This is a genomic window from Pseudomonas sp. KCJK9111 (genome assembly GCF_046231935.1).
Lineage (GTDB): Bacteria > Pseudomonadota > Gammaproteobacteria > Pseudomonadales > Pseudomonadaceae > Aquipseudomonas > Aquipseudomonas parafulva_B.
Genome location: NZ_JBJJMO010000047.1, coordinates 1 through 22,660, shown reverse-complemented (window position 1 = coordinate 22,660; position 22,660 = coordinate 1). Strand labels below are relative to the sequence as shown.

24 protein-coding genes are annotated in these 22,660 nt (G+C 61.8%); 5 read left to right on the top strand and 19 right to left on the bottom strand.

The genetic code is table 11. The features are described 5' to 3' along the window. Positions 1–11: 11 nt before the first annotated feature. The 4 genes from ptsP to ilvA form a co-directional block, all read right to left on the bottom strand. Complete coding sequence (ptsP, locus tag ACK59L_RS15745; RefSeq protein WP_023532652.1) at positions 12–2,291, bottom strand: phosphoenolpyruvate--protein phosphotransferase; 2,280 nt, start codon at positions 2,289–2,291, stop codon at positions 12–14. Positions 2,292–2,313: 22 nt separating this feature from the next. Then, positions 2,314–2,793 (bottom strand): RNA pyrophosphohydrolase, encoded by a 480-nt coding sequence (locus tag ACK59L_RS15740; protein WP_023532670.1) that lies wholly within the window; start codon positions 2,791–2,793, stop codon positions 2,314–2,316. 150 nt (positions 2,794–2,943) lie between these two features. Further along, positions 2,944–3,369 (bottom strand): DUF2269 domain-containing protein, encoded by a 426-nt coding sequence (locus tag ACK59L_RS15735; RefSeq protein ID WP_409274605.1) that lies wholly within the window; start codon positions 3,367–3,369, stop codon positions 2,944–2,946. A gap of 112 nt (positions 3,370–3,481) precedes the next feature. Then, a complete protein-coding gene (ilvA, locus tag ACK59L_RS15730; RefSeq protein ID WP_058638157.1) occupies positions 3,482–4,996 on the bottom strand; it encodes a threonine ammonia-lyase, biosynthetic in 1,515 nt (504 codons plus the stop codon). Between the two features lie 133 nt (positions 4,997–5,129). Between ilvA and rpiA the strand changes: the two genes are divergently transcribed. Continuing rightward, a complete protein-coding gene (gene rpiA / locus ACK59L_RS15725) occupies positions 5,130–5,804 on the top strand; it encodes a ribose-5-phosphate isomerase RpiA (protein WP_058638158.1) in 675 nt (224 codons plus the stop codon). A 63-nt stretch (positions 5,805–5,867) separates the two neighbouring features. Here rpiA and ACK59L_RS15720 read toward each other — a convergent pair whose 3' ends face one another. From ACK59L_RS15720 to ACK59L_RS15705, 4 genes are all read right to left on the bottom strand, one after another. Beyond that, positions 5,868–6,770, bottom strand: coding sequence for an SdiA-regulated domain-containing protein (locus ACK59L_RS15720; protein WP_409274602.1), 903 nt, complete (start codon positions 6,768–6,770; stop codon positions 5,868–5,870). A gap of 86 nt (positions 6,771–6,856) precedes the next feature. Continuing rightward, positions 6,857–7,771 carry an SdiA-regulated domain-containing protein gene (locus ACK59L_RS15715; protein ID WP_144964110.1) on the bottom strand — a complete coding sequence of 305 codons (915 nt, stop codon included), beginning with the start codon at positions 7,769–7,771 and terminating at the stop codon, positions 6,857–6,859. Positions 7,772–7,934: 163 nt separating this feature from the next. Next, positions 7,935–8,600 carry a fumarylacetoacetate hydrolase family protein gene (locus ACK59L_RS15710; protein ID WP_196134727.1) on the bottom strand — a complete coding sequence of 222 codons (666 nt, stop codon included), beginning with the start codon at positions 8,598–8,600 and terminating at the stop codon, positions 7,935–7,937. Between the two features lie 24 nt (positions 8,601–8,624). Next, positions 8,625–10,022 (bottom strand): FAD-binding oxidoreductase, encoded by a 1,398-nt coding sequence (locus tag ACK59L_RS15705; protein ID WP_409274600.1) that lies wholly within the window; start codon positions 10,020–10,022, stop codon positions 8,625–8,627. A 171-nt stretch (positions 10,023–10,193) separates the two neighbouring features. On the opposite strand from ACK59L_RS15705, the gene serA reads away from it, so the two are divergent. Continuing rightward, a complete protein-coding gene (gene serA / locus ACK59L_RS15700) occupies positions 10,194–11,423 on the top strand; it encodes a phosphoglycerate dehydrogenase (RefSeq protein ID WP_058602862.1) in 1,230 nt (409 codons plus the stop codon). A gap of 202 nt (positions 11,424–11,625) precedes the next feature. After that, positions 11,626–12,114 (top strand): transporter substrate-binding domain-containing protein, encoded by a 489-nt coding sequence (locus ACK59L_RS15695; protein WP_409274597.1) that lies wholly within the window; start codon positions 11,626–11,628, stop codon positions 12,112–12,114. Between the two features lie 47 nt (positions 12,115–12,161). Here the strand turns inward: ACK59L_RS15695 and ACK59L_RS15690 are convergent, their stop codons facing one another. Further along, positions 12,162–12,785, bottom strand: coding sequence for a 2OG-Fe(II) oxygenase (locus tag ACK59L_RS15690; protein ID WP_196134725.1), 624 nt, complete (start codon positions 12,783–12,785; stop codon positions 12,162–12,164). Positions 12,786–12,905: 120 nt separating this feature from the next. On the opposite strand from ACK59L_RS15690, the gene ACK59L_RS15685 reads away from it, so the two are divergent. Continuing rightward, positions 12,906–13,658, top strand: a complete 753-nt coding sequence (locus ACK59L_RS15685) for a hypothetical protein (RefSeq protein ID WP_409274595.1) — start codon at positions 12,906–12,908, stop codon at positions 13,656–13,658. On the opposite strand, the gene ACK59L_RS15680 is transcribed toward ACK59L_RS15685, so the two are convergent. Then, entirely contained in the window at positions 13,659–14,585 is a 927-nt protein-coding gene (locus ACK59L_RS15680; protein ID WP_409274593.1) for an alpha/beta hydrolase, read from the bottom strand. A 122-nt stretch (positions 14,586–14,707) separates the two neighbouring features. Here ACK59L_RS15680 and ACK59L_RS15675 point away from each other — a divergent pair, with 122 nt between their 5' ends. Next, the gene (locus ACK59L_RS15675; protein ID WP_409274626.1) at positions 14,708–15,277 is read left to right on the top strand and encodes a DUF6436 domain-containing protein; all 570 of its coding nucleotides are present in this window, start codon (positions 14,708–14,710) and stop codon (positions 15,275–15,277) included. On the opposite strand, the gene ACK59L_RS15670 is transcribed toward ACK59L_RS15675, so the two are convergent. The 9 genes from ACK59L_RS15670 to oscA form a co-directional block, all read right to left on the bottom strand. After that, positions 15,256–15,822, bottom strand: coding sequence for a sugar O-acetyltransferase (locus tag ACK59L_RS15670; protein WP_409274591.1), 567 nt, complete (start codon positions 15,820–15,822; stop codon positions 15,256–15,258). The genes ACK59L_RS15675 and ACK59L_RS15670 overlap by 22 nt on opposite strands. A gap of 160 nt (positions 15,823–15,982) precedes the next feature. Next, positions 15,983–16,768 carry a MetQ/NlpA family ABC transporter substrate-binding protein gene (locus ACK59L_RS15665; RefSeq protein WP_409274589.1) on the bottom strand — a complete coding sequence of 262 codons (786 nt, stop codon included), beginning with the start codon at positions 16,766–16,768 and terminating at the stop codon, positions 15,983–15,985. Between the two features lie 175 nt (positions 16,769–16,943). Next, entirely contained in the window at positions 16,944–17,774 is an 831-nt protein-coding gene (locus ACK59L_RS15660; protein WP_058638168.1) for a sigma 54-interacting transcriptional regulator, read from the bottom strand. Between the two features lie 61 nt (positions 17,775–17,835). Beyond that, positions 17,836–18,417 (bottom strand): alpha/beta hydrolase, encoded by a 582-nt coding sequence (locus ACK59L_RS15655; protein WP_058638169.1) that lies wholly within the window; start codon positions 18,415–18,417, stop codon positions 17,836–17,838. Between the two features lie 156 nt (positions 18,418–18,573). Continuing rightward, positions 18,574–19,563, bottom strand: coding sequence for a sulfate/molybdate ABC transporter ATP-binding protein (locus ACK59L_RS15650; RefSeq protein WP_058602853.1), 990 nt, complete (start codon positions 19,561–19,563; stop codon positions 18,574–18,576). A 3-nt stretch (positions 19,564–19,566) separates the two neighbouring features. Further along, complete coding sequence (gene cysW / locus ACK59L_RS15645) at positions 19,567–20,439, bottom strand: sulfate ABC transporter permease subunit CysW (protein ID WP_058602852.1); 873 nt, start codon at positions 20,437–20,439, stop codon at positions 19,567–19,569. Between the two features lie 11 nt (positions 20,440–20,450). Continuing rightward, the gene (gene cysT / locus ACK59L_RS15640; RefSeq protein ID WP_058602851.1) at positions 20,451–21,269 is read right to left on the bottom strand and encodes a sulfate ABC transporter permease subunit CysT; all 819 of its coding nucleotides are present in this window, start codon (positions 21,267–21,269) and stop codon (positions 20,451–20,453) included. 83 nt (positions 21,270–21,352) lie between these two features. Further along, positions 21,353–22,360 carry a sulfate ABC transporter substrate-binding protein gene (locus ACK59L_RS15635; RefSeq protein ID WP_058602850.1) on the bottom strand — a complete coding sequence of 336 codons (1,008 nt, stop codon included), beginning with the start codon at positions 22,358–22,360 and terminating at the stop codon, positions 21,353–21,355. A 47-nt stretch (positions 22,361–22,407) separates the two neighbouring features. Then, positions 22,408–22,590: a sulfur starvation response protein OscA gene (oscA, locus tag ACK59L_RS15630; protein ID WP_003248957.1), complete on the bottom strand. Its 183-nt coding sequence runs from the start codon at positions 22,588–22,590 to the stop codon at positions 22,408–22,410. Positions 22,591–22,660 lie beyond the last annotated feature (70 nt).

The following is a 22,660-nucleotide window of genomic DNA, read 5'->3' as shown; positions in this document are numbered from 1 at the left end:
ACACGCGGCGCTCAGAGCGGCTTGTTGGCCCCAGGCCCGATCATCCGTGCAAGCCCGAGGTTCTTCAGTGCCAGCTGCAGCGAGCTGTGGATGACCTGCGGGTTGTCATGGCTCAGCGCCTCTTGCAGCAGCTCCTTGGCCTTGCTCATGTTCACCTGGCGCAGCATCCACTTCACCTTCGGCAGGTTGGTGGCGTTCATCGACAGGCTGTCGAAGCCCATGGCCATGAGCAGGATGGCAGCGGCCGGGTCGCCCGCCATTTCGCCGCAGATACTCACTGGCTTGCCTTCGGCATGGGCATCACGGACCACAGTGTTGACCGCCTGCAGTACGGCTGGATGCAGGTAGTCGTAGAGGTCGGCCACCCGGGGATTGTTACGGTCCACAGCCAGCAGGTACTGGGTAAGGTCATTGGAACCCACCGACAGGAAGTCCACTTGCCGCGCAAGTTCCCGGGTCTGGTACACCGCGGCCGGGATTTCCACCATCACGCCCACCGGCGGCATTGGCACATCGGTGCCTTCGTCGCGCACCTCGCCCCAGGCGCGGTGAATCAGGTGCAGCGCTTCCTCGAGCTCGTGAATGCCGGAAATCATCGGCAGCAGAATCCGCAGGTTGTTCAAGCCCTCGCTGGCCTTGAGCATGGCGCGCGTCTGCACCAGGAAGATCTCGGGGTGGTCGAGTGTGACGCGAATGCCACGCCAGCCCAGGAAGGGGTTTTCTTCCTTGATCGGAAAGTAGGACAGCGCCTTGTCGCCCCCGATGTCCAGCGTGCGCATGGTCACGGGCAGTGGATGGAAAGCCGCCAGTTGTTCGCGGTAAATCGCCAACTGCTCTTTTTCGCTGGGGAAGCGCTGGTTGATCATGAACGGCACTTCAGTGCGGTACAGGCCTACCCCTTCGGCGCCACGCTGCTGGGCGCGGGCCACGTCGGCCAGCAGGCCGGTATTGACCCACAGCGGCATGCGGTGCCCGTCAGGGGTAACGCAGGGCAGCTCGCGCAAGGCGTCCAGGCCCTGGGCCAGCTGGCGCTCTTCCTCGACCACGTCGCTGTACTGCTTGCGCAGCACCTCGCTGGGGTTGGTAAAGACCTCCCCTTTGTAGCCATCGACGATCAGCTCGATGCCATCGACCTTCGAATAGGGCAGGTCGACCAGGCCCATGACGGTCGGAATGCCCATGGCGCGGGCCAGAATGGCCACGTGCGAGTTGCCCGAGCCTAATACCGAGACCAGGCCCACCAGCTTGCCTTCGGGCACTTCGCCCAACATGGCCGGGGTCAGTTCTTCGCTGACCAGAATAGTGTTGTCGGCGTAGACCAAAGACTGCGAGCGTGCCTGTTGCAGGTAGGCGAGCAAGCGTCGGCCCAGGTCCTTGACGTCGGAGGCCCGCTCGCGCAGGTAGTCGTCATCCATCAGTTCGAAGCGGTTGACGTGCTCGCCCACCACCTGGCGCAGTGCGCCCTGCGCCCATTGACCCGTCTTGATGACCTCGCGCACCTCGCCGCCCAGGGCAGCGTCCTCGAGCATCATCAGGTAGACATCGAATAACGCCCGCTCTTCGGGACGCAGTTGGGTGGCCAGCTTGGCCGACAACTTGCGCATGTCGGCACGCACCCCTTCGAGGGCCGCATGGAACAGGTGCAGTTCGGCGTCGATGTCCTCGACCGTCTTGTCCGGGACCACTTCCAGGTCGGCCGGTGGCAGCATCACCACGGCCCGCCCTACGGCAGCGCCAGGGGAGCCAGGCACACCGACGAATCGCGCTTCCTGGATGCCTTTGCCCTGGCGACCCAAACCGCGAATCGAGCCAGTGGCCTCGGCGTGGGCGATCACCCCAGCCAGTTGCGCACTCATGGTCACCAGGAACGCTTCTTCGCCCTCATCGAACTGGCGACGCTCGCGCTGCTGAATGACCAGGACACCCACCACACGGCGGTGGTGGATGATCGGGGCGCCCAGGAAGGAGGCGAAGCGCTCCTCGCCGGTCTCGGCAAAGTACCGGTAGCGCGGGTGCGCAGCGGCATCTTCGAGGTTAAGGGGTTCTTCGCGGGTGCCTACCAGCCCGACCAGGCCTTCGTTGGGGGCCATGCTGACCTTGCCGATCGAGCGCTTGTTCAACCCTTCGGTGGCCATCAGCACGAACCGGTTGGTTTCCGGGTCCAGCAGGTAGACCGAGCAGACCTGGCTGGCCATGGCCTCTTTGACACGCAAGACAATGATCCCCAACGCCGACTTGAGATCTTTGGCGGAGTTTACTTCCTGGACGATCTTGCGCAGCGTATTGAGCATGGCTCGGGGTCGAACTCCGTCGTCAGTCGCGCGTCAGAAGACGCGGTGCTAGCTCTTTCAGGGCGCGCCGATAGACCTCGCGCTTGAATGTCACAACCTGGCCCAGCGGGTACCAGTAGCTCACCCAGCGCCAGCCATCGAACTCCGGCTTGCCGGTCAGGTCCATGCGCACCCGTTGTTCATTGCTGATCAGGCGCAACAGGAACCACTTCTGTTTCTGGCCGATGCACAACGGTTGGCTGTGGGTGCGCACCAGTCGCTGAGGTAAACGATAACGCAACCAACCACGGGTGCAGGCAAGAATTTCCACATCGTCGCGTTCAAGGCCAACTTCTTCGTTCAGCTCGCGGTACAGGGCATCTTCTGGCGTCTCGTCAGGGTTGATACCGCCCTGTGGAAATTGCCAGGCATCCTGGTTGATCCGTCGAGCCCATAGCACCTGCCCGGCATCATTCGTGAGAATGATCCCGACATTGGGGCGAAAACCATCCGGGTCGATCACGGCAGCAACCTCGCAAACGCATGTCACCGCATTGTTCCACAAAGCCTGCGAGCGCAGCAACGCGCCTGCGGTGCTTATATACCGTCAGCGCTATGCAAGTGTGTGAACCAGGCTTTGCCGGCAGGCAATCAGTGGATGCCTTGGCGAAGATCAGACAGGCTTGGCGCCCATCAGCCCGGCGATGGACAGCAGGCACACGGTACTGAATACGGCCAATGCCAGCGTTAGCCGCATATTCTGTGCAGGTGTCCTGCGCAGCCGATTCAGGCGCACTACTAGCCATACCCAGGCCAACGCGCTCACGGTATATAGCGCAGTCGACGCCAGTAGCCAGGTCTGACCCAGCGGCCAACCTACCAGGTGCACCAGCCACCAACCGGTAAACGGCAGGCTGAACAGGCTGATACCCATCACCAGCCAGACGAAGACCAAGGGCCGTTGCATCAGCCTGCCATACACCGCCCTGTCGCCCTGCCGGCGGGCACGCATCGTCCAGATCGCCACGCCCAGCGCACCGAGCAACAACAGTGCGGTGCCGATCACGTGCAAGGCTTTGAGGGTGTTGAAGTGTTCCATGTCACTCGTCCTGGGCCGGTGGCGTTACAAGGGCTGCGAGCGGAAAAGCCCGCCAGGCTGCGCCGCCTGTTCATTGCAAAGCGGCGCGCCCCCTGGGCAAGAGCTTAGCCGTTCAGCCAAGGAACAGCGTGTAGGCCGGGTTTTGGGTTTCATCCCAGTAAGGGTAGCCAATCTGGGCCAGCGCGGCCGGCACCAGGTGGCGCTCGTCCTCAGGCACCTGCAACCCCGCCACCACACGGCCATCTGCCGCGCCATGGTTACGGTAGTGGAACATCGAGATATTCCAGCGCCCGCCCAGTTTGTCGAGGAAGTTGAACAGCGCCCCTGGCCGCTCGGGGAATTCGAAGCGCAGCACCATTTCATCGCTCGCCCCGGCCGAGTGCCCACCCACCATGTGGCGAATGTGCAATTTGGCCAGCTCATTGTCGGTCAGGTCCGTGACCGGGAAGCCCTGGTCGATCAACTGTTGCACCAGTGCCGCGCGGGGGTCGTTTTCCGGGTGGGTCTGCACGCCCACGAAGATGTGCGCCTCATCGGAGGTGTGCTTGCGGTAGTTGAATTCGGTGATCTGGCGCTTGCCCACCGCCTCGCAGAAGGCCTTGAAGCTACCGGGACGCTCCGGGATGGTGACCGCGATGATGGCTTCGCGCTTTTCACCCAGTTCTGCCCGCTCCGCGACATGGCGCAGGCGGTCGAAATTGACGTTCGCCCCGGAATCGATGGCGACCAGTGTCTGGCCGCTGACCCCGTACATCTCCACGTATCGCTTGATGCCCGCCACGCCCAGTGCCCCCGCAGGCTCGGTGATCGAACGGGTATCGTCGTAGATGTCCTTGATCGCCGCGCAGATTTCGTCGGTGCTGACGGTGATGACTTCGTCCACGTGATGGCGGCAGATGTCGAAGGTGTGCTGGCCAATCTGAGCCACCGCCACGCCATCGGCAAACAACCCGACCTGCGGCAGCACCACCCGCTCGCCAGCGGCCATGGCGGCCTGCAGGCAGTTGGAATCGTCCGGTTCAACGCCAATGACCTTGATTTCCGGGCGCAGGTACTTCACGTAGGCGGCGATGCCGGCGATCAGGCCGCCGCCGCCGACCGGCACGAAAATCGCGTCCAGCCGACCGGGGTGCTGGCGCAGGATTTCCATGGCCACGGTGCCCTGGCCAGCAATGGTATGCGGATCATCGTAGGGGTGAATGTAGACGAAGCCTTTTTCATCGACCAGTTTCAGCGAATAGGCCAATGCCTCGGGGAACGAATCACCGTGAAGGACCACCTTGCCGCCGCGCGAGCGCACGCCTTCGATCTTGATTTCAGGCGTGGTCTTGGGCATCACGATGGTGGCCTTGATGCCCATTTCCCGTGCGGCGAGGGCCAGCCCCTGGGCATGGTTGCCAGCCGAGGCGGTGACCACGCCGCGGGCCAGCTCTTCTGCGGTCAACTGCGCCAGCTTGTTGTAGGCCCCGCGGATCTTGAACGAGAACACCGGCTGCAGGTCTTCGCGCTTGAGCAGGATCTGGTTGCCCAGGCGTTTGCTCAACTGCCCGGCGCTGTGCAAGGGGGTTTCGACGGCAACGTCATAGACGCGCGAGGTGAGGATCTTCTTGACGTACTGTTCGAGCATCGGGAAAGCATCACTGGCCGCGGGACAAGGGCTCGGAGTCTACCCCAGCGTTACGTCGGACGACCACAGCCAAGCCGCGCTTGCCGTTATACTGGTCGCCTTTACATCCGCCCTGCCCCATCTCGGAGCCCGCATGACCCAGGACCAACTCAAACAGGCCGTTGCCCAGGCTGCCGTCGACTTCATTCTGCCCAAGCTCGATGACAAAAGCGTCGTTGGCGTGGGCACCGGTTCGACCGCCAATTTCTTCATCGACGCCCTGGCGCAGCACAAGACGGCCTTCGACGGCGCGGTCGCCAGCTCCGAAGCCACGGCCCAGCGCCTCAAGGGCCATGGCATCCCGGTCTACGAGCTCAACAGCGTCAGCGAGCTGGAGTTCTATGTGGACGGCGCCGATGAAAGCGACGAACACCTGAACCTGATCAAAGGCGGTGGCGCGGCCCTGACCCGGGAAAAGATCGTTGCTGCCGTGGCCAAGACGTTCATCTGCATCGCCGATGGCAGCAAGCTGGTACCGGTTCTGGGCAACTTCCCGCTGCCGGTGGAGGTCATCCCGATGGCCCGCAGCCATGTTGCTCGTCAGCTGGTAAAGCTTGGCGGCGACCCGGTCTACCGTGAAGGCGTGATCACGGACAACGGCAACGTTATCCTCGACGTGTACAACCTGCAGATCACCGACCCGGTAGCGCTGGAAGCCCAGATCAATGCCATCGTGGGCGTGGTTACCAATGGCCTGTTCGCCGCACGGCCTGCCGACCTGCTGCTGCTGGGCACTGCCGAGGGCGTGAAGAGCCTGAAGGCCGAGTAACCATGCAAGCCGGCATGCCCGGGTACGGTTGCGCCGACCGGGGCTTGCCGAACGCCGACAAGGTCACGGCGCCGGCTGCTTGAATACGTAGAACAGGTTCGGCTCACTGACCATATAGATGGTCCCGGCCTCGTCCATCGCAATGCCCTCCGCCTGCGGGACTGTCGCTTTGAGCCCCTGGAACCCTTTGCGCAATGACAAGGTGCTCAGTGGCCGCCCCTGCACATCCAGCTCCAGCACCAGGCGCGATTCATCCGACAGCGCCAGCAGGTGCCCACTACGCTCGTCGAACTGCAGGCTCGACAGATCGCGCACGAACAGGCGCGAATCACGCTTGCGGTCCTGGACCACGTTCACGGCATAGGGTTGTTGCGGATCGTCATGAGGAAACCCGTGCACTTCGTAGATGAGCATCGGGTCGCGCTCCTTGGCCACGAACAGCCGCTTGCCCACCGAATCGAAGGCCAGCCCTTCGAAACCCTTGTTACCGTTAAGGCCGATGCCCAAGGTCAATTGCTCTGCCTGGGCAGCGTCCAGTGACAAGGTGTCGTCGGTGAGCCGCACACGGATCAGCCGCTGTTGGCGCTCGTCGGTGATCACGTAGCTATTCGGACCGATGTACTCCACCGCCTCGGGGTCACCGAAACCGTGCAGCGCGATGCGTCGCAGGATTTGCCCATCCAGCGACAGCTCGATCAGCTCAGAGCGGGCGTTGGTCACGGTGAACAGGCTCTTGCGGTCAGGGTCGTAGGTCAGCGCCGAGACATCGTCATCCAGCCCTTCGATTGGCCGCCCCTCGACCACCACCTGGTAGCGATTCAGGCCAATGCTTTGCTCGGCCGGCTGCCACCACGTGGTGAGGTTGAACCAGGCACGTTCGAACAGACGAAATTCCTGCCCGATCCAGCCCAGCAACAGCAGGCATAGGACGACAGGGACCAGTGACAGACGCAAATAACGGTGCATGAAGGCAGACTCGACGGAGGATGGCGAATCTAACCACAAACAACTGAAATAAAGCTTAATGCCATCATGCAAATAGCAGGAAAAACCTACCCTTTGGTGAAGCGATAGAACAATGCCGGTTCGCTGACCATGTACAGGGTGCCCTGGTCATCCATTGCCACGCCTTCGGCCCTAGGAATGGTGTGCTGCAGACCATTGAAGCCCCCCAGCAAGGTCATGAAGCTGACCTGTTCACCCTGCTCATCCAGTTCCAGCAGCATGTTGGAATCGGCAGACAACGCCAGCAGGTGCCCCGTTCGCGGATCAATGCCCAATGCCGACAGGTTTCGCAGGTCGAGCGAATCACTGGGCAGCGGTGTTTTTTCGCCCGTTAGTTGGCCTTGCCCATTGGACTTCCATTCATACAGGCGCGGCGGCCGTTCCTCGCCGATGACCAGCCGCTGTTTCGAGGCGTCCCAGACCACGGCTTCGTAGCCCTTGTTGCCATTTTGCGACGCCCCCAGGTCGTGGCTGGGGAAGTCCGCATGGTTGAGCGCGGTGGTGGTGGCATCGACTTTCACCACGGTCAGGTCATGCAGCCGCTCGTCCGTGATTGCCAGGTAGCCGCCGTCCATGACGGTGACGCCTTCCGGGTTTGCCCAGCCATTGAGGGGAATATTGCGTAGCACGTCGCCGTCCAGGTTCAGCTCGGTGAGGAAGGGTTGCTTGCCCATGACGGCGAATAGCGTGCGGGTACTGGGGTTGTACGTGAGGTCCGATGCTTCGTAGTCTGCCATTTCCGGCAAGGGCTTGGCGTCGATATCCACCGTGTAGTCCGGCAGCCACACGCTTTCACTGCGCTCGGCCGTGCTTTCGAAGCCTTCCTTGACCCACAGCGCTGCCCGATCGTCCCAATGCATGGCGAAGGCCACGCCATAGGCAATCACCACTGCCACGGCCAGGCCGAACGGCCAGCGCAGGTAGAACGGGCGCTTGAAGGAGGCAGGGGCGTTTGATTGCATCGAGACGTCCTGGGGAGAAAGGCGAAGGTCTGCGCATTATCCAGAAGACGTGTGAAAAAACAGTCAACCCGCTAGGGCGATTCGCAGATGACGCGGGGATGGGCCGCCTGACCGGAGCCTTGGCCAAGGCGGATCATCTGCGAAAAATCAGGTGGGTAGTGGTTTAGAGCACCCGACTCTCGAACCGGCTAACCCCTGGCAGCTCCAGGACCACGTCATCGCCCACGTTGAAGGGGCCTACGCCTGCTGGTGTGCCGGTCAGGATGACGTCGCCGGCCTGCAGCGAAAACTGCGCAGCCATGTGCTGGATCATCGGCACGATCGGGTTGAGCATCATTGCACTGGAGCCGTCCTGGCGGACTTCGCCGTTTACCGTCAGGCGCACCGCAATCGCCGTGATGTCTTCGAAGCTGGCGGCAGAGACGAAGGGCGGCAACACGCAGGCGCCGTCGAAACACTTGGCCAACTCCCAAGGCAAGCCCTTTTCCTTGAGCTTGGCCTGCACGTCCCGCAGGGTCAGGTCCAAGGCCGGCGCAAATCCGGAAATGGCATCGAGCACCTCCTCCTGGCTCGGCCGCGTGGACAGCGACTTGCCCAGCAACACCGCGATTTCCACCTCGTAATGCACCGACCCACGTTCGGCAGGAATCTTGAACCCGCCCTCGGCCGGCACCACGCAACTGCCCGGTTTGATGAACAGGAGGGGTTCGGTCGGAATAGGATTGTCCAGCTCCTTGGCATGCTCGGCGTAGTTACGCCCGATGCATACCACCTTGCCCAGTGGAAAATGAATGCGCGTGCCGTCTGCATACTGGTGCTGGTAATTCATGGCCACTCCTCTGGATACCGCTTTTTATTCAGGTGCGAAGATCTTACCCGGATTCATGATGCCCGCAGGGTCGAACACGGCCTTGATTGCCTTCATGCAGGCGATTTCTTCAGGGGACCTGCTGTAGCCCAGGTAATCGCGCTTGGTCATGCCCACACCGTGCTCGGCGGAGATCGAACCGTCGTAGCGCTGGACGATCTCGAACACCCACTGGTTGACCTCGGTGCAGGACGCGAAGAAGTCATCCTTGCTCATGTGCTCGGGCTTGAGGATGTTCAGGTGCAGGTTGCCGTCGCCGATGTGCCCGTACCAGATCACCTCATAGTGGGGGTAATGCGCCTGGACGACGGCATCGATGTCGCGCAGGAATGCCGGCACTTTCGAGACGGTCACGGAGATGTCGTTCTTGTACGGTGTCCAGTGCGAAATGGTTTCGGACAGGTATTCGCGCAGCTTCCACAAATTCTTCAGCTGCGCCTGGCTCTGGCTCATCACGCCATCGAGCACCCAACCTTGCTCGACACAGTGTTCGAAGGTAGCCAAGGCTTCGTTGGCCACCGCATCGGTGCCGGCCTCGAACTCCAGCAAGGCGTAGAACGGGCATGGTGTTTCGAAAGGCGCAGGCACGTCACCGCGCGCCAGGATCTTGGCCAGGCCCTTGTCGGAGAAAAACTCGAACGCCGTCAGGTCCAACCTGCCCTGGAAAGCGTGCAGTACAGGCATGATCGAGTCGAAATCAGGCGTGCCCAACACCATGGCGGTGAGGTTGCGCGGTGCGCGGTCCAGGCGCAGGGTGGCCTCGACCACGAAACCCAGCGTACCTTCGGCGCCAATGAACAGCTGGCGCAGGTCGTAGCCGGTGGCGTTCTTGATCAAGCCCTTGTTCAATTCCAGCAACTCGCCGCTGCCGGTGACCACCTTGAGGCCCGCGACCCAGTTGCGGGTCATGCCGTAGCGGATCACCTTGATGCCACCGGCATTGGTGCCGATGTTGCCGCCTATCTGACTGGAGCCACTGGAGGCGAAGTCCACCGGGTAATACAGGCCCTGCTCCTCGGCGAACGCCTGCACCTGCTGGGTAATGACCCCTGGCTGGCAGACCACGGTACGGTCGAAGGCGTTGAAATCCAGGATGAGATTCATGTAATCGAAGGCGACCACCACCTCCCCGTTGGCGGCCACGGCGCCCGCGGATAACCCGGTACGCCCGCCGGAAGGCACGAGCGCCACACGATGGGTATTGGCCCAGCGCACGATGGCCTGCACCTGTTCGATCGTACGGGGCAGGACGATGGCGCTGGGCGCAGGCGGGTAATGGCGCGTCCAGTCCTTGCCATAGGCTTGCAGGGATTCGGGGTCGGTCAACACCTTGCCGGGGTCGACCAGGGTCTTCAACTCATCCAATACAGCGGGCTGGGTCATCGCCTGAACTCTCGCTTTATTCATGGTCACCCTGAGCACGCTTCACCTGTCGGGATAAGCTCAGATTGTGTCGCGTATGCTAGCATAGCGCCCCCGCTGTTCATGCTAGAGCTGCCCACGGGCACCTGGCATCACCCTCGCCACTTTTCTCCGGGATACAGGTTTACGCAGATGAGCAAGACTTCTCTCGACAAGAGCAAGATCCGGTTCCTTCTTCTTGAAGGTGTACACCAGAACGCAGTCGATACCCTGACGGCTGCCGGCTACACCAACATCGAATACCTCACTGGTTCGTTGCCCGAAGCAGAGTTGAAGGAAAAGATCGCCGACGCGCACTTCATCGGCATCCGCTCACGTACCCAATTGACCGAAGAAATCTTCGACTGCGCCAAGAAACTGGTCGCCGTCGGTTGCTTCTGCATCGGTACCAACCAGGTCGACCTGGAAGCTGCCCGTCAGCGCGGTATCGCAGTGTTCAACGCACCGTACTCCAACACCCGTTCGGTAGCCGAACTGGTGCTGGCCGAAGCCATCCTGCTGCTGCGCGGGATTCCGGAAAAGAACGCCTCGTGCCATCGTGGCGGCTGGATCAAGAGCGCAGCCAACTCCTTCGAGATTCGCGGCAAGAAGCTGGGCATCGTCGGTTACGGCTCCATTGGTACCCAACTGTCTGTACTGGCCGAAAGCCTGGGCATGCAGGTGTACTTCTTCGATCCGCTGACCAAGCTGCCGCTGGGCAATGCTGTCCAGGTGACCAGCCTGCACGAATTGCTCGGCCTGGCCGATATCGTCTCGCTGCACGTGCCTGAGCTGCCCTCCACCCAGTGGATGATCGGCGAGAAGGAAATCCGCGCGATGAAAAAAGGCGCCATCCTGATCAACGCTGCCCGCGGCACCGTGGTCGAACTCGATCACCTGGCCGCGGCCATCAAGGACAAGCACCTGATCGGCGCTGCCATCGACGTGTTCCCGGTCGAGCCACGCTCCAACGATGAAGAGTTCGAAAGCCCGCTGCGTGGCCTGGATAACGTGATCCTCACGCCGCACATCGGCGGCTCCACTGCCGAGGCCCAGGCCAACATCGGCCTGGAAGTGGCCGAGAAGCTGGTCAAGTACAGCGACAACGGCACCTCGGTATCGTCGGTCAACTTCCCGGAAGTGGCCCTGCCTGCTCACCCTGGCAAGCACCGCCTGCTGCACATCCACGAAAACATCCCGGGTGTGCTCAGCGAAATCAACAAGGTGTTTGCCGAAAACGGCATCAACATCTCGGGTCAGTTCCTGCAGACCAACGAGAAAGTGGGCTACGTGGTGATCGACGTCGACGCCGAATACTCGGATCTGGCGCAGGAGAAGCTGCAACAGGTCAAGGGCACCATCCGCTCGCGCGTACTGTTCTAATACGCAGCAAGCGTGGATCGAGGGAGGCCCAGGTGGCCTCCCTTTTCGTTATGGTCCACCACGGCGGCGGGCGGCGAGCACGAAAAAATCCAGGCTGCACATCAAACAATGCCGCGACTTCAGGGTCATAGGCTGCGCTCGACCATGGCGAGGAAGAAAGCCATGGCGACGGTTATTCATGGGTAAACGAAAAGGGGCATTCATGCGTTCGACCATAGGGGTACTGCTGGCGGTACTGATCAGCCCATTGGCTCAGGCAGAGCTGCTCGACGAAATCGCCGATCGCGGTGAACTGCGTATCGCCGTACAGGGCGACAACGCGCCATACGCTTTCAAGCAGGATGATCACCTGACAGGGTTCGATGTGGAGTTCGGTCAGGCCCTGGCCTCAGAACTCGACCTGCGCGTGGAATTTGTCGAAACACCCAAGGCGCAAACCCTGCCCGGCGTCGAAAGTGGCAAATACGACATCGCGTTGCTGCCTGTCACGGCAATAGCGCAAGGTGATAGCCCGCTCGACACCAGCCTGCCCTTTGGCAAGCACCAGCTTGTGGTGCCGTTCCAGAAGGACAACCCCGCCTTCGAAAGCGCCGTGAACAATGCACTGCAACGCCTGAAAGACAGCGGTCGTACGGCCGAACTGGAACACAAGTGGCTTGCCGACGAGCAGCAGGCCGCAGCGACTCAGTAGCGTGCCGCAATCACACGAGGCAGGCGCTGATCAGCACGCCTGGCCGTTCAGAACGGGTCATTGCCGCGGCGTCTGAACCAGCCAGTCAAGGACAGGCGTTCACGACCGGCCGGCAGCACCTCGTGAGGGACTTCACCGGACAGGAAGACCACCAGGCACCCTGCGACGGGCTGAACATCGTGCTCCACCCCATCGGCCAGGAACATGCGCAACTGCCCACCGTCTGCGGGCGTCCAGTCTTCGTTCAGGTAGAACACGGCCGACACCATGCGCCGGTCGTCATCGCGAAAACGGTCCAGATGCCGTTTGTAGAAAGCGCCGGGTGGATAAAGGGCGAAGTGGCATTCGAAGTCTTCCAGGCCCAGGAAAAGCCCTTGGTTGATTGCCAGGCGCAGTTGATCCATGGCTGCCAGGTACTGGTCGCAAGCGTGCGCCTGGCCTGGATCGATCCACTGGATCTGATCCCCACGGATGGCCTCGCGCACCTCTTGGGACGGCCCCCGTCCAATCCCTGCGGGGTTGAGCTCCCCTTGGGCGTAACGGCGCCGGCATTCGTTCGCCAGCGCGCCGACCAGGTCCGCCGGCAGGAACAGTGCCTGTTGGGACCAGCCATGGGTGGCCAGATCGTCGACGACGGCCGCAAGCATCGGGTGTTGGGGGGAAATGTGCATGGCGCATCATATCCATTCGCCCCCTCGGCGCACAGCGCCACTTGGCTGAGAAGCGCGTGGATATCTCGACAAACCAACGCCGCCCCACAGACAATAGCCATCTGCCGACAGGAGTCCTGAATGCGCCGTCTGTTTTCCCTGATTCTGCTGATGAGCTGCACGTTGCCTGTCTGGGCAGATAACCTGGATCAGCTGTACAAGACCGCTGGCTGGCCCGAGCAACGCGCTCATTTCACCGACGCCTTGAACGCCGCCCAGCAGCGCTACCGCAACAGCCTGCCGCCTGCCGTCTACCAGGCACTGGTGAGTAACAGCAACCAGCGTTTTCAGGCTCAGGCCGTGGACCGTCGTGCGCTGGCGCAACTACGCGCCGCATTACCCAACCCATCGCCGGCGCTGGCCTTTTTTCAGTCGCCATTAGGCCGCAAGGTCGTCGCGGCCGAACTGCGGGCGACCCGCAAGGATGAATTGGCCAAAAATGCCGATGGCCTGCCCAAGATTCAGGCCAGCGACGATCGCGTGTTGATCATTGGCCACCTGGCCCAGGCCCTGCCTGCCCGGGAAGCGGGGGCAGAGGTAAGCCTGGCCATCGCCGGTGTGGCCGCCGATAGCCTGAGCGCCATGATTCCGGGGCTGTTGGGCGGTGGCCAGGCGCAAGGCCTGCTCGACGGCCAGCGCCAACGCCTGATGAACCAGATAGGCCAGGACCTGAACAACACCTTGCTGTACGTGTACCGTGACCTCACGGACGCAGAACTCGAAGAGTTCGCGACCTTTGCCGAATCCAACGACGGCAAAGCCTACTACCGCGCAGCGCTGGCGGCCATTCGCGCCGGCCTGGCAGTCGGCCAGAGCACGGGCGAGCTGAAGTGATCAGCCCAGGTGCTGGTCGATGAAGTCCAAATAGCGCTGTCGAGTGGCAGGCAGTTCGTTGGCCAGGTGATGACGGGCCCCTGGTAGCATGAGTACCTGCGGCTCGGCGAACTTGGCCTTCAACACGCGAAGGTTGTAAGGCCAGTCGACCGTGCCATCCGCCTCTCCCTGCACGATCACCGGGCGCCGAGTGCTGACAGGCGCCGCCTCGATGCGTCTGATCCAGTCGATCAGTGCCCCGACCCATGCCGTGGGGAGCCGCCGCGGCTGAAGCGGGTCAGCTTCAAGAAACGGTAGAAATGCAGGGTCCGTGCTGTTTTCAGTGAACCGCCGCTCGATGCCGTTCACGAAATGGCGCAACACGTGATAGCTGAGCTTCGACCAGTGCCAGGCACAAGGCCGCACCAGCGGGGCGAGCAGCAGTACCTGCCCATCGACGGGGCTTGCTCCTGCACTGTACAGCAAGTGGTCCACGGCAATCGCTCCGCCCGTACTCTGCCCGCACAGGTGCCAAGGGTGCGGCAGTTGCAGGTTGTGCGCCTGTTCGAACAAGCCTTGGAGCACCTGCTGGTACACGTCGAAGTCATCAATGCTGGCACGCTCACCGCTGGACAGGCCGTGACCCGGCAAATCGCAGCTGACAACGGCGTAACCGCGCTTCAATGCCCAGGCCACCAGGTGCCTGTACAGCCCCATGTGGTCGTAGTAGCCGTGCAGCAGCAGCAAAGTCGCCGTAGGCTGAAGCGGAGCCCACACCTGCGCGACCACCTCGAAACCGGCAACTGCAAACCGTCCAAGCCAGCTGTGAACCGGCAGGTCGAGGCCGTAGAAGCGTTGATAAGCCTGCGCGTGGGTGGATAGGCGTTCGCGCGCGCTCAGCGGGGCCAGGCTGGTGCGCAGGAGGTCTGGATGAAAGCTTGCGGGCATTGGCTGGATCCGGCGTGAAGCAAGTATTGACCTGGGATATTCAGCTGATCGACGCGCCGTGGCAAGCTGGCTGCATTCGCCACCACCTTCGAACTGCCTACGGGAGCTGCCATCGGCCCTTCATGAACCTGCCAACCCTCAAACTATTGGGCACCCTGCTCGGCCTGGTGGCCGGAGCGGTCTTCATCTGGCAGGCCTACACAACCTTCCAGGCTCGCTATGTGCGACCGTTCGACAACCAGGCGACATTCTTCGACGGTGCCCGGTTACAGCTACCCCGCGAACTGGCCGGCCCTGGGCCGGTTCGGGTCGTGCACTTCTGGGACCCGGCCTGCCCGTGCAACGTCGGCAACCAGCAGCACCTGGCTGACCTGATGCAGCGCTTCAAAGACCGGGGTGTCACCTTCCACGTCCTGCAAAAAAGCGGAACGCGCGGCTACCTGCCCGATGACCTCGCCGGGCTCAAGCCACTGGGCAACCTGCCGGGCAGCGAGCACCTGCCCGCCTCGCCTGCGGTAGCCATCTGGGATCGCCAGGGGCAGCTGGCGTATTTCGGCCCCTACAGCGAAGGTGCGGTGTGCAACGCCGCCAGCAGTTTCATCGAGCCGATACTCAACGCGCTACTCGAAGGCCGCCCAGTCAGCGCCTCCAACACCCTGGCAGTCGGCTGTTATTGCCCCTGGGCAGGTTGACGTATGCGGGCCGGGTTGCCCACCACCGTCGCGCCAGGTGGCACATCGCGGGTGACGACACTGCCCGCGCCAACCACGGCGTCATCACCGATACGCACCCCCGGCAGGATGATGGCCCCGCCCCCGATCCACACGTTATTGCCGATGCTGACCGGTCGCCCGCTTTCCAGGCCCGTACGCCGCACCTGTGGATCGAGCGGGTGATCGGCCGTGTAGATCTGCACGTTCGGGCCGATCTGACAGTCCTCGCCGATTTGCACAGGCAGCACGTCCAGGATCACGCAATTGAAGTTCATGAAGGTATTGCGGCCCACATGGATGTTGTAGCCGTAGTCGCAATAGAAAGGCGCACGCAGCGTGACACCTTCGCCTACATGGCCAAAGTGCTCGGCCAGCAACGCATGCCGCGCCTCGGCCGTCAGCTCGACGCTGTTGTTATAGCGGTGCATCCACCGTTTGTTGGCGGCCTGTTCGGCTTGTAATTCAGGGCAGGTGGCGAGGTAGAGCTCGCCTGCGAGCATCTTCTGTTTTTCGCTCAGGGACATGGCAACTCCTCATGAGAACTATGCGCGTAGCGGGGATAGGCTGATCATCGGACCACACACAGGGCTCAATCTCTCAGCCGCAGGCAGCATTGTCTTGGGGTATACCTGAAACGAAAACGCCGACACACAAGGCGTCGGCGTTTGGGCAGCGGTGCGCTGGTCAGAATGCAGGCAGCACGGCACCCTGATACTTCTTGGCGATGAATGCCTTCACCTCCGGGCTAGTCAGCGCCTTGGCCAGCTTCTGGATGGCATCGCTGTCCTTGTTGTCAGGACGTGCGACGAGGAAGTTGACGTAAGGCGAGTCGCTGCCTTCGATGACCAGGGCGTCCTTGGCAGGGTTCAGGCCCGCTTCCAGCGCATAGTTGGTGTTGATCATGTCCAGGTCGACCTGATCCAGCACGCGGGGCAACATGGCCGATTCCAGCTCGCGGAACTTCAGCTTCTTGGGGTTCTCGGCGATGTCCTTCGGCGTGGCCAGGGCATTTTTCGGATCCCTCAGGGTAATCAGCCCTGCCTTCTGCAACAGCAGCAGAGCACGCCCGCTGTTGCTGCCCTCGTTAGGGATGGCGACGGTCGCGCCTTCCTTGAGCTCATCCAGGCTCTTGACCTTCTTCGAGTAGCCACCGAAGGGCTCGACGTGGACGCCGACCACGGTCTCCAGGTGGGTGCCCTTGCCCTCGTTGAAGCTCTGCAGGTACGGGAGGGTCTGGAAGTAGTTGGCATCCAGACGCTTCTGGTCAACCTGCACGTTGGGTTGCACGTAGTCGGTGAACACTTTGATCTGCAGATCGACACCTTCCTTGGCCAGGGTCGGCTTGATCAGCTCGAGGATCTCGGCGTGCGGGATGGGCGTTGCGGCAACCACCAGCTTCTCGGCGGCGCCGGCCAGGCCAGCGAAGGACAGGGCAGCAGCCAGGGCGGTGGTCAGCAGGGTCTTCTTCATGGTGATCCTTGTTCTGCATCTGAGCCATCGACGATGGCGAACGGGGTGGCCGAGGCACTGCGGTCCTGGGCGTGGAGCGGACAATACCGATAATTTTTATGCCGGAACAATATCTTTTATTTCGCTGCTTATTCCAAAAGCAAAATGCCACCAGCGCGTTTGCTTATGAGCGCCTCTACTGTGGAGTATTGGGCAGGTCCAGGTCTTCGGGCAGGAGTTCGGGCCCGTCATTGACCAGCAAGGCGAAGTGGATGACGTTTTCCAGCTCGCGGGTATTGCCGGTCCAAGGGTGGTGCTCGAGCAGGCGCTGTGCAGCCTCGCTTATCAACGGCACGGGCCGCTGCAAACGCCCGCTGTAGATGCCAACGAAGTATTCCGCCAATGCCAGGATGTCCCCCGGGCGCTCGCGCAGCGGCGGCAGTTCAAGGGCGCCCTCGCGCAAGTATTGATACAACCGCTCGCTGAAGCGCCCTGCCTTCACCACCCGCCCCAGGTCAATGCTCGTGGCTGCCACCAGTCGCACATCCACCGGCTGCGCTTGGTGTGCGCCTACGCGGGTGACTTCGCGGTTTTCCAGTGCCGCCAGCAGCTTGGCCTGAATGGCCGATGGCAAGTCGGCGATTTCGTCCAGATAAAGCGTGCCGCCGTTGGCCGATCCGAACCAGCCAGCGCGGCTGCTGGCGGTGCCGCCATGGCTACCGGCGCTATAGCCGAACAGCTCCGCATCGGCATAGGTTGGGCTGATGGCGGCGCAATTGACCGACACGAACAGGCCGGGGCGGTCGCTGGCGCGGTGAATCTGGCGGGCCAGCAACTCCTTGCCGGTGCCGGTTTCACCGCGGATCAGCACCGGCAGCGGCAGCGGCGCCAAGTGCTCCAGCTCCGTGCGCAATCGCTGGGAGCGCGGATCGATGAAGACCAGCGCCTTGGCGCGAATGCTCAGCGGGCTCTTGTCGAGTTCGGGGAATGTCAGCAATGGCTGGCCGAAGGGATTCTGATACGTCATGACGAGCTCCCGCCCCTGGCCTGCGGCGGCTGGGCGTGTGACGGATGGAAACGGACGCCGTTCAGGCGCGGCGCAGCGCGCGTTGTTCGATGCGGCCTTGCAGGCGATACAGGTAGGCGAATCCCTGCTCCCAGCACTCATGCCCGGATTTCACGTTGATATGACCGGCGCCGGTCAAGAGCCCTGCTTCTGCCCCCCACTGCTGGGCCATGTGCAAAGCGCGCGGGACGCTGACAGCGGGATCGTTGTCCGAGCTGACCACTTGGCTTGGAAAGGGAAGCGCCGACTGCGGGATGGGCGAAAAATTGCGCAGCGCCGGCGCGCACCCTGGTCGCTCGACATCCGCTGGCGCTACCAACAAGGCGCCGCGCACGCGACCGAGCAGACCGGCTGCGGCCTGTTCGGCCCAATGCGCCACCGTGATGCAGCCCAGGCTATGGGCAATGAGGATCACCGGGTCGGGCTCGGCAGCAATGGCGGTATCCAGCGCCTTTACCCAGTCCTGGCAGAGCGGTGTCAGCCAATCGCGCTGCTCCACGCGTGCGCTGTTGGGCAGGGTGCGCTGCCAGTGGCTTTGCCAATGATTGTCCGGCGATCCCTGCCAGCCTGGGATGATCAGGTAGCGAACTGATTCGTTACGCATGAAGTGGGTCTCCAGTAGCTTGCGTGCTTGGAAACCCAGTATAAAGCGGCCTATATATACTTAAAGGAATAAAAAGAAATTTGTTTATAACCTTTAAACAAATAACCGGCGGACGTTTCCTGGCGACACCGCTTTATCCGCCCCAAACCCATCGCCTTAAATGGCTGGCAGTTTCTGCCAGACCTTCGGCCGGAAGAACAACGTCTCGCCCCGTGCCAGCCCTGTGAGGCTGTCGTGGTCCTTGACCACCTCAGCTTCGATCAGCTCACTTTGGCCCTCGACTTTCAAAGTCACCCGCGTGGTCGCACCCAGCGGGCGAATGTCCCGGACTTCGGCGGCATGGTGGCCCTCGGTTTCGTGACGTGACAACGACACTTCGTGGGGACGGAACAGCACATGCTGACCCTCGCTCAAGGCCAGGCGGTTGGAATCACCCAGGAAGTGGTAGACGAAATCGTTGGCGGGTTGTTCGTACACTTCGCCCGGCGAGCCAATCTGCTCGATCACGCCCTTGTTCATGACCACGATACGGTCAGCCACTTCCATGGCCTCTTCCTGGTCATGGGTCACGAATACCGAGGTCAGGTTGATATCTTCGTGCAAGCGGGCCAGCCAGCGGCGCAGCTCTTTGCGCACCTTGGCGTCCAGCGCACCGAAGGGCTCGTCCAGCAGCAACACCTTGGGCTCTACTGCCAGGGCGCGGGCCAGGGCGATACGCTGGCGCTGACCGCCGGACAACTGCTCCGGATAACGATCGGACAGCCAATCGAGCTGCACCATGTTCAGCAGCTCGTGCACTTTCTGGGCAATGCTGCTTTCGCTCGGGCGTTCACCCTTGGGCTTCATGCGCAAGCCGAAGGCGACGTTGTCGAACACGGTCATGTGCCTGAACAGCGCATAGTGCTGAAACACGAACCCGACGTTGCGATCGCGTACATCGTGCCCGGAGACGTCCTCGCCATGAAAAACGATGTTGCCCTGATCCGGCGTCTCCAGGCCGGCGATGATCCGCAGCAGTGTGGTCTTGCCGCAGCCCGACGGGCCCAGCAGCGCCACCAGCTCACCACTGTTGATGTCCAGGTTGATACCATCGAGCGCCTGGAAACTGTTGAAACGCTTGCTGACGTTACGAACTTCGATCGACATGAATCATTCCTCCGCAGCGCTATGGCGCAGACGGTTAATACGGTTCTCGCTCCACTGCTTGAGCAGCAGGATGAAGAGCGCCAGGATCAGCAACAGGCTGGCCACGCTGAAGGCCGCCACGTGGTTGTACTCGTTGTAGAGAATTTCCACATGCAGCGGCAAGGTATTGGTCACACCGCGAATATGCCCGGAAACGACCGACACTGCGCCAAACTCCCCCATCGCCCGTGCCGTGCACAACACCACGCCATAGATCAGGCCCCACTTGATGTTGGGCAGCGTCACATGCCAGAACATCTGCCAGCCATTGGCACCCAGCAGCCGGGCGGCTTCTTCTTCCTGGGTGCCTTGCTCCTGCATCAGCGGAATCAGCTCGCGGGCCACGAACGGCACCGTCACGAAGATGGTGGCCAGGACGATGCCCGGCAGGGCGAAGACGATCTGGATGTCGTGATCCTGCAGCCACGGCCCGAACAGGCCCTGGGCGCCGAACATGAGCACGTAGACCAGGCCGGCGATCACGGGCGACACTGAAAACGGCAGGTCGATCAGGGTGACCAGAATACTTTTGCCGCGGAAGTTGTATTTGCTCACGCACCATGCCGCGCTGACGCCGAACACCAGGTTCAGCGGCACCGAAATGGCAACGGCAAGCAGGGTGAGCTTCAGGGCCGACAACGCGTCGGGTTCGAAGATGGCTTCGAAGAAGGTGCCGAACCCATTCTTCAGGGCCTGCGAAACCACAATGACCAGCGGCAACAGCAGAAACAGTGCAAACACCAGCCAGCCAAGGCCGATAAGCAGCCGCCGCGATGTGGCACTGCCGCGACGGGCGGCGTTGGCGGCGGCGGTTGCATTCAGGGAAGAACTGGACATGCCGACCTCCTTCAAGGGGTTTCGATGCGGCGCTGCAACAAGTTGATCAGCAGCAGCAGGATGAAGGAAACCACCAGCATCAACACGCCGATGGCGGTAGCGCCGGTGTAGTCGTACTGGTCGAGCTTGACCATGATCAGCAGGGGCAGGATCTCGGTTTTCATCGGCATGTTGCCGGCGATGAAAATGACCGAGCCGTATTCACCCACCCCACGGGCGAACGCCAGGGCAAAGCCGGTGAGCCAGGCCGGCAGCAGGGCCGGGGCCAGCACATGGCGAAACACCTGCAGCGGTCTGGCGCCCAGGCAGGCAGCGGCTTCTTCGACCTCGCGTGGGATGTCTGCCAGCACTGGCTGCACCGTGCGCACCACGAACGGCAGGGTGACGAACGTCAATGCCAGGGTAATGCCCAGAGGGGTATAGGCGATCTTGAAGCCCAAGTCGGTCGCGAACTGGCCGACCCAGCCCGCCGGGGCGTACAGCGCGGTGAGCGCAATGCCGGCCACTGCCGTTGGAAGGGCGAAGGGCAAATCGATCATCGCGTCGATGATCTTGCGTCCGGGGAAGGTGTAGCGCACCAGCACCCAGGCCAGCAGCGTCCCGATCACACCATTGATGATCGCGGCAAACAGGGCGGTGCCAAAACTCAGCTTCAGCGCGGCGATGACCCGCGGCGCGCTGATGATGGTCCAGAACTGTTCGAAGGTCAGCTGTGAGGCATGGATGAACATGGCCGCCAGCGGTATCAGCACAATCAGGCTGAGGTACACCAAGGTGTATCCCAGCGTCAGCCCGAAGCCGGGTATGACGGGGGAAATGCGACGTGACATAGAGATCCCTGGTTGAATGCACGTGGCCCGGGAACCATCCCGGGCCGTGGTAGGCGTCCGAATTTCGGGTTATTTCTTGGTCCTTACTGTGCCTGATAGATCTGGTCGAACACACCGCCATCATTGAAGAATTTTGGCTGTGCGCTCTTCCAGCCGCCGAAGTCCTTGTCGATGGTCACCAGGTCCAGCTTGGGGAACTGCTTGCCAAATTCAGCCGCCACCTTCTCGTCACGCGGGCGGTAGAAGTTCTCGGCAGCAATCTTCTGCCCAGCCGGGCTGTAAAGGTGTTTCAGGTACTCGGTAGCGATTTCGGTATTGCCCTTTTTCTCGGCATTCTTGTCGACTACCGCCACAGGCGGCTCGGCCAGAATCGACAGCGATGGCACGACGATGTCGAACTTGTCAGCCCCACCGTCCTCCTTCAACGCCAGGAACGCTTCGTTTTCCCAGGCCAGCAGCACATCGCCCTGACCGTTGTTGACGAAGGTGATGGTCGAGCCGCGGGCGCCGGTGTCCAGTACTGGCACGTGCTTGAACAGCTCCTGCACGTAGGCTTTTGCCTTGTCCTCGCTACCGCCGGTTTTCAGGCCATAGGCCCAGGCGGCGAGGAAGTTCCAGCGCGCGCCCCCGGAAGTCTTGGGGTTTGGGGTAATGACCGAGACGTCCTTCTTGATCAGGTCGCCCCAGTCCTTGATGCCTTTGGGGTTGCCCTTGCGTACCAGGAATACGATGGTCGAGGTGTAGGGGGTGCTGGCGTCTGGCAGGCGAGTCTGCCAGTTTTCCGGCAGGGTCTTGCCGAGCTTGGCGATTTCGTCGATGTCCCCGGCCAAGGCCAGGGTCACCACGTCGGCGCGCAGACCGTCAATCACCGCACGGCCCTGTTTGCCCGAGCCGCCATGGGACTGCTGGATCTTCACCTTGTCGCCCGGATGGGCTTGCTGCCAGTGCTTGATGAACTCGGCGTTGTATTGCTGGTAGAGCTCGCGGGTCGGGTCGTAGGACACGTTCAGCAGTTCGTAATCCTTGGCGATGGCGGAACCGGCAAAAACAGCACTGGCCAGAGCGGCAAGCGCATAACGGCGGATGGACATGGTGAAGCTCCCGATGGCATTTTTTAGTTCTGGAAGGTGGGGCGTGTTCAGCCGGGCTTGTTGCCAGGCTGCTGCAGGCGGAACTTCTCCTTGCGCTCGATCTGAACCACCTGGGCGTTGTGCACGGTGATTTCCACGGCGCCAAAGCGCAGATCGCGCAGCGCGCTCTGGATCTCACGCAAGATGGTGGCTTCGTCCTGACCGTCGATACTGCGCAGCGATGCACTCATGCTCGTTCTCCTTGGAGTGAGATTGCCGGGCAGAGGTTTGAATGAGGGTTTGCGCCTGGCGTGAAGGCAA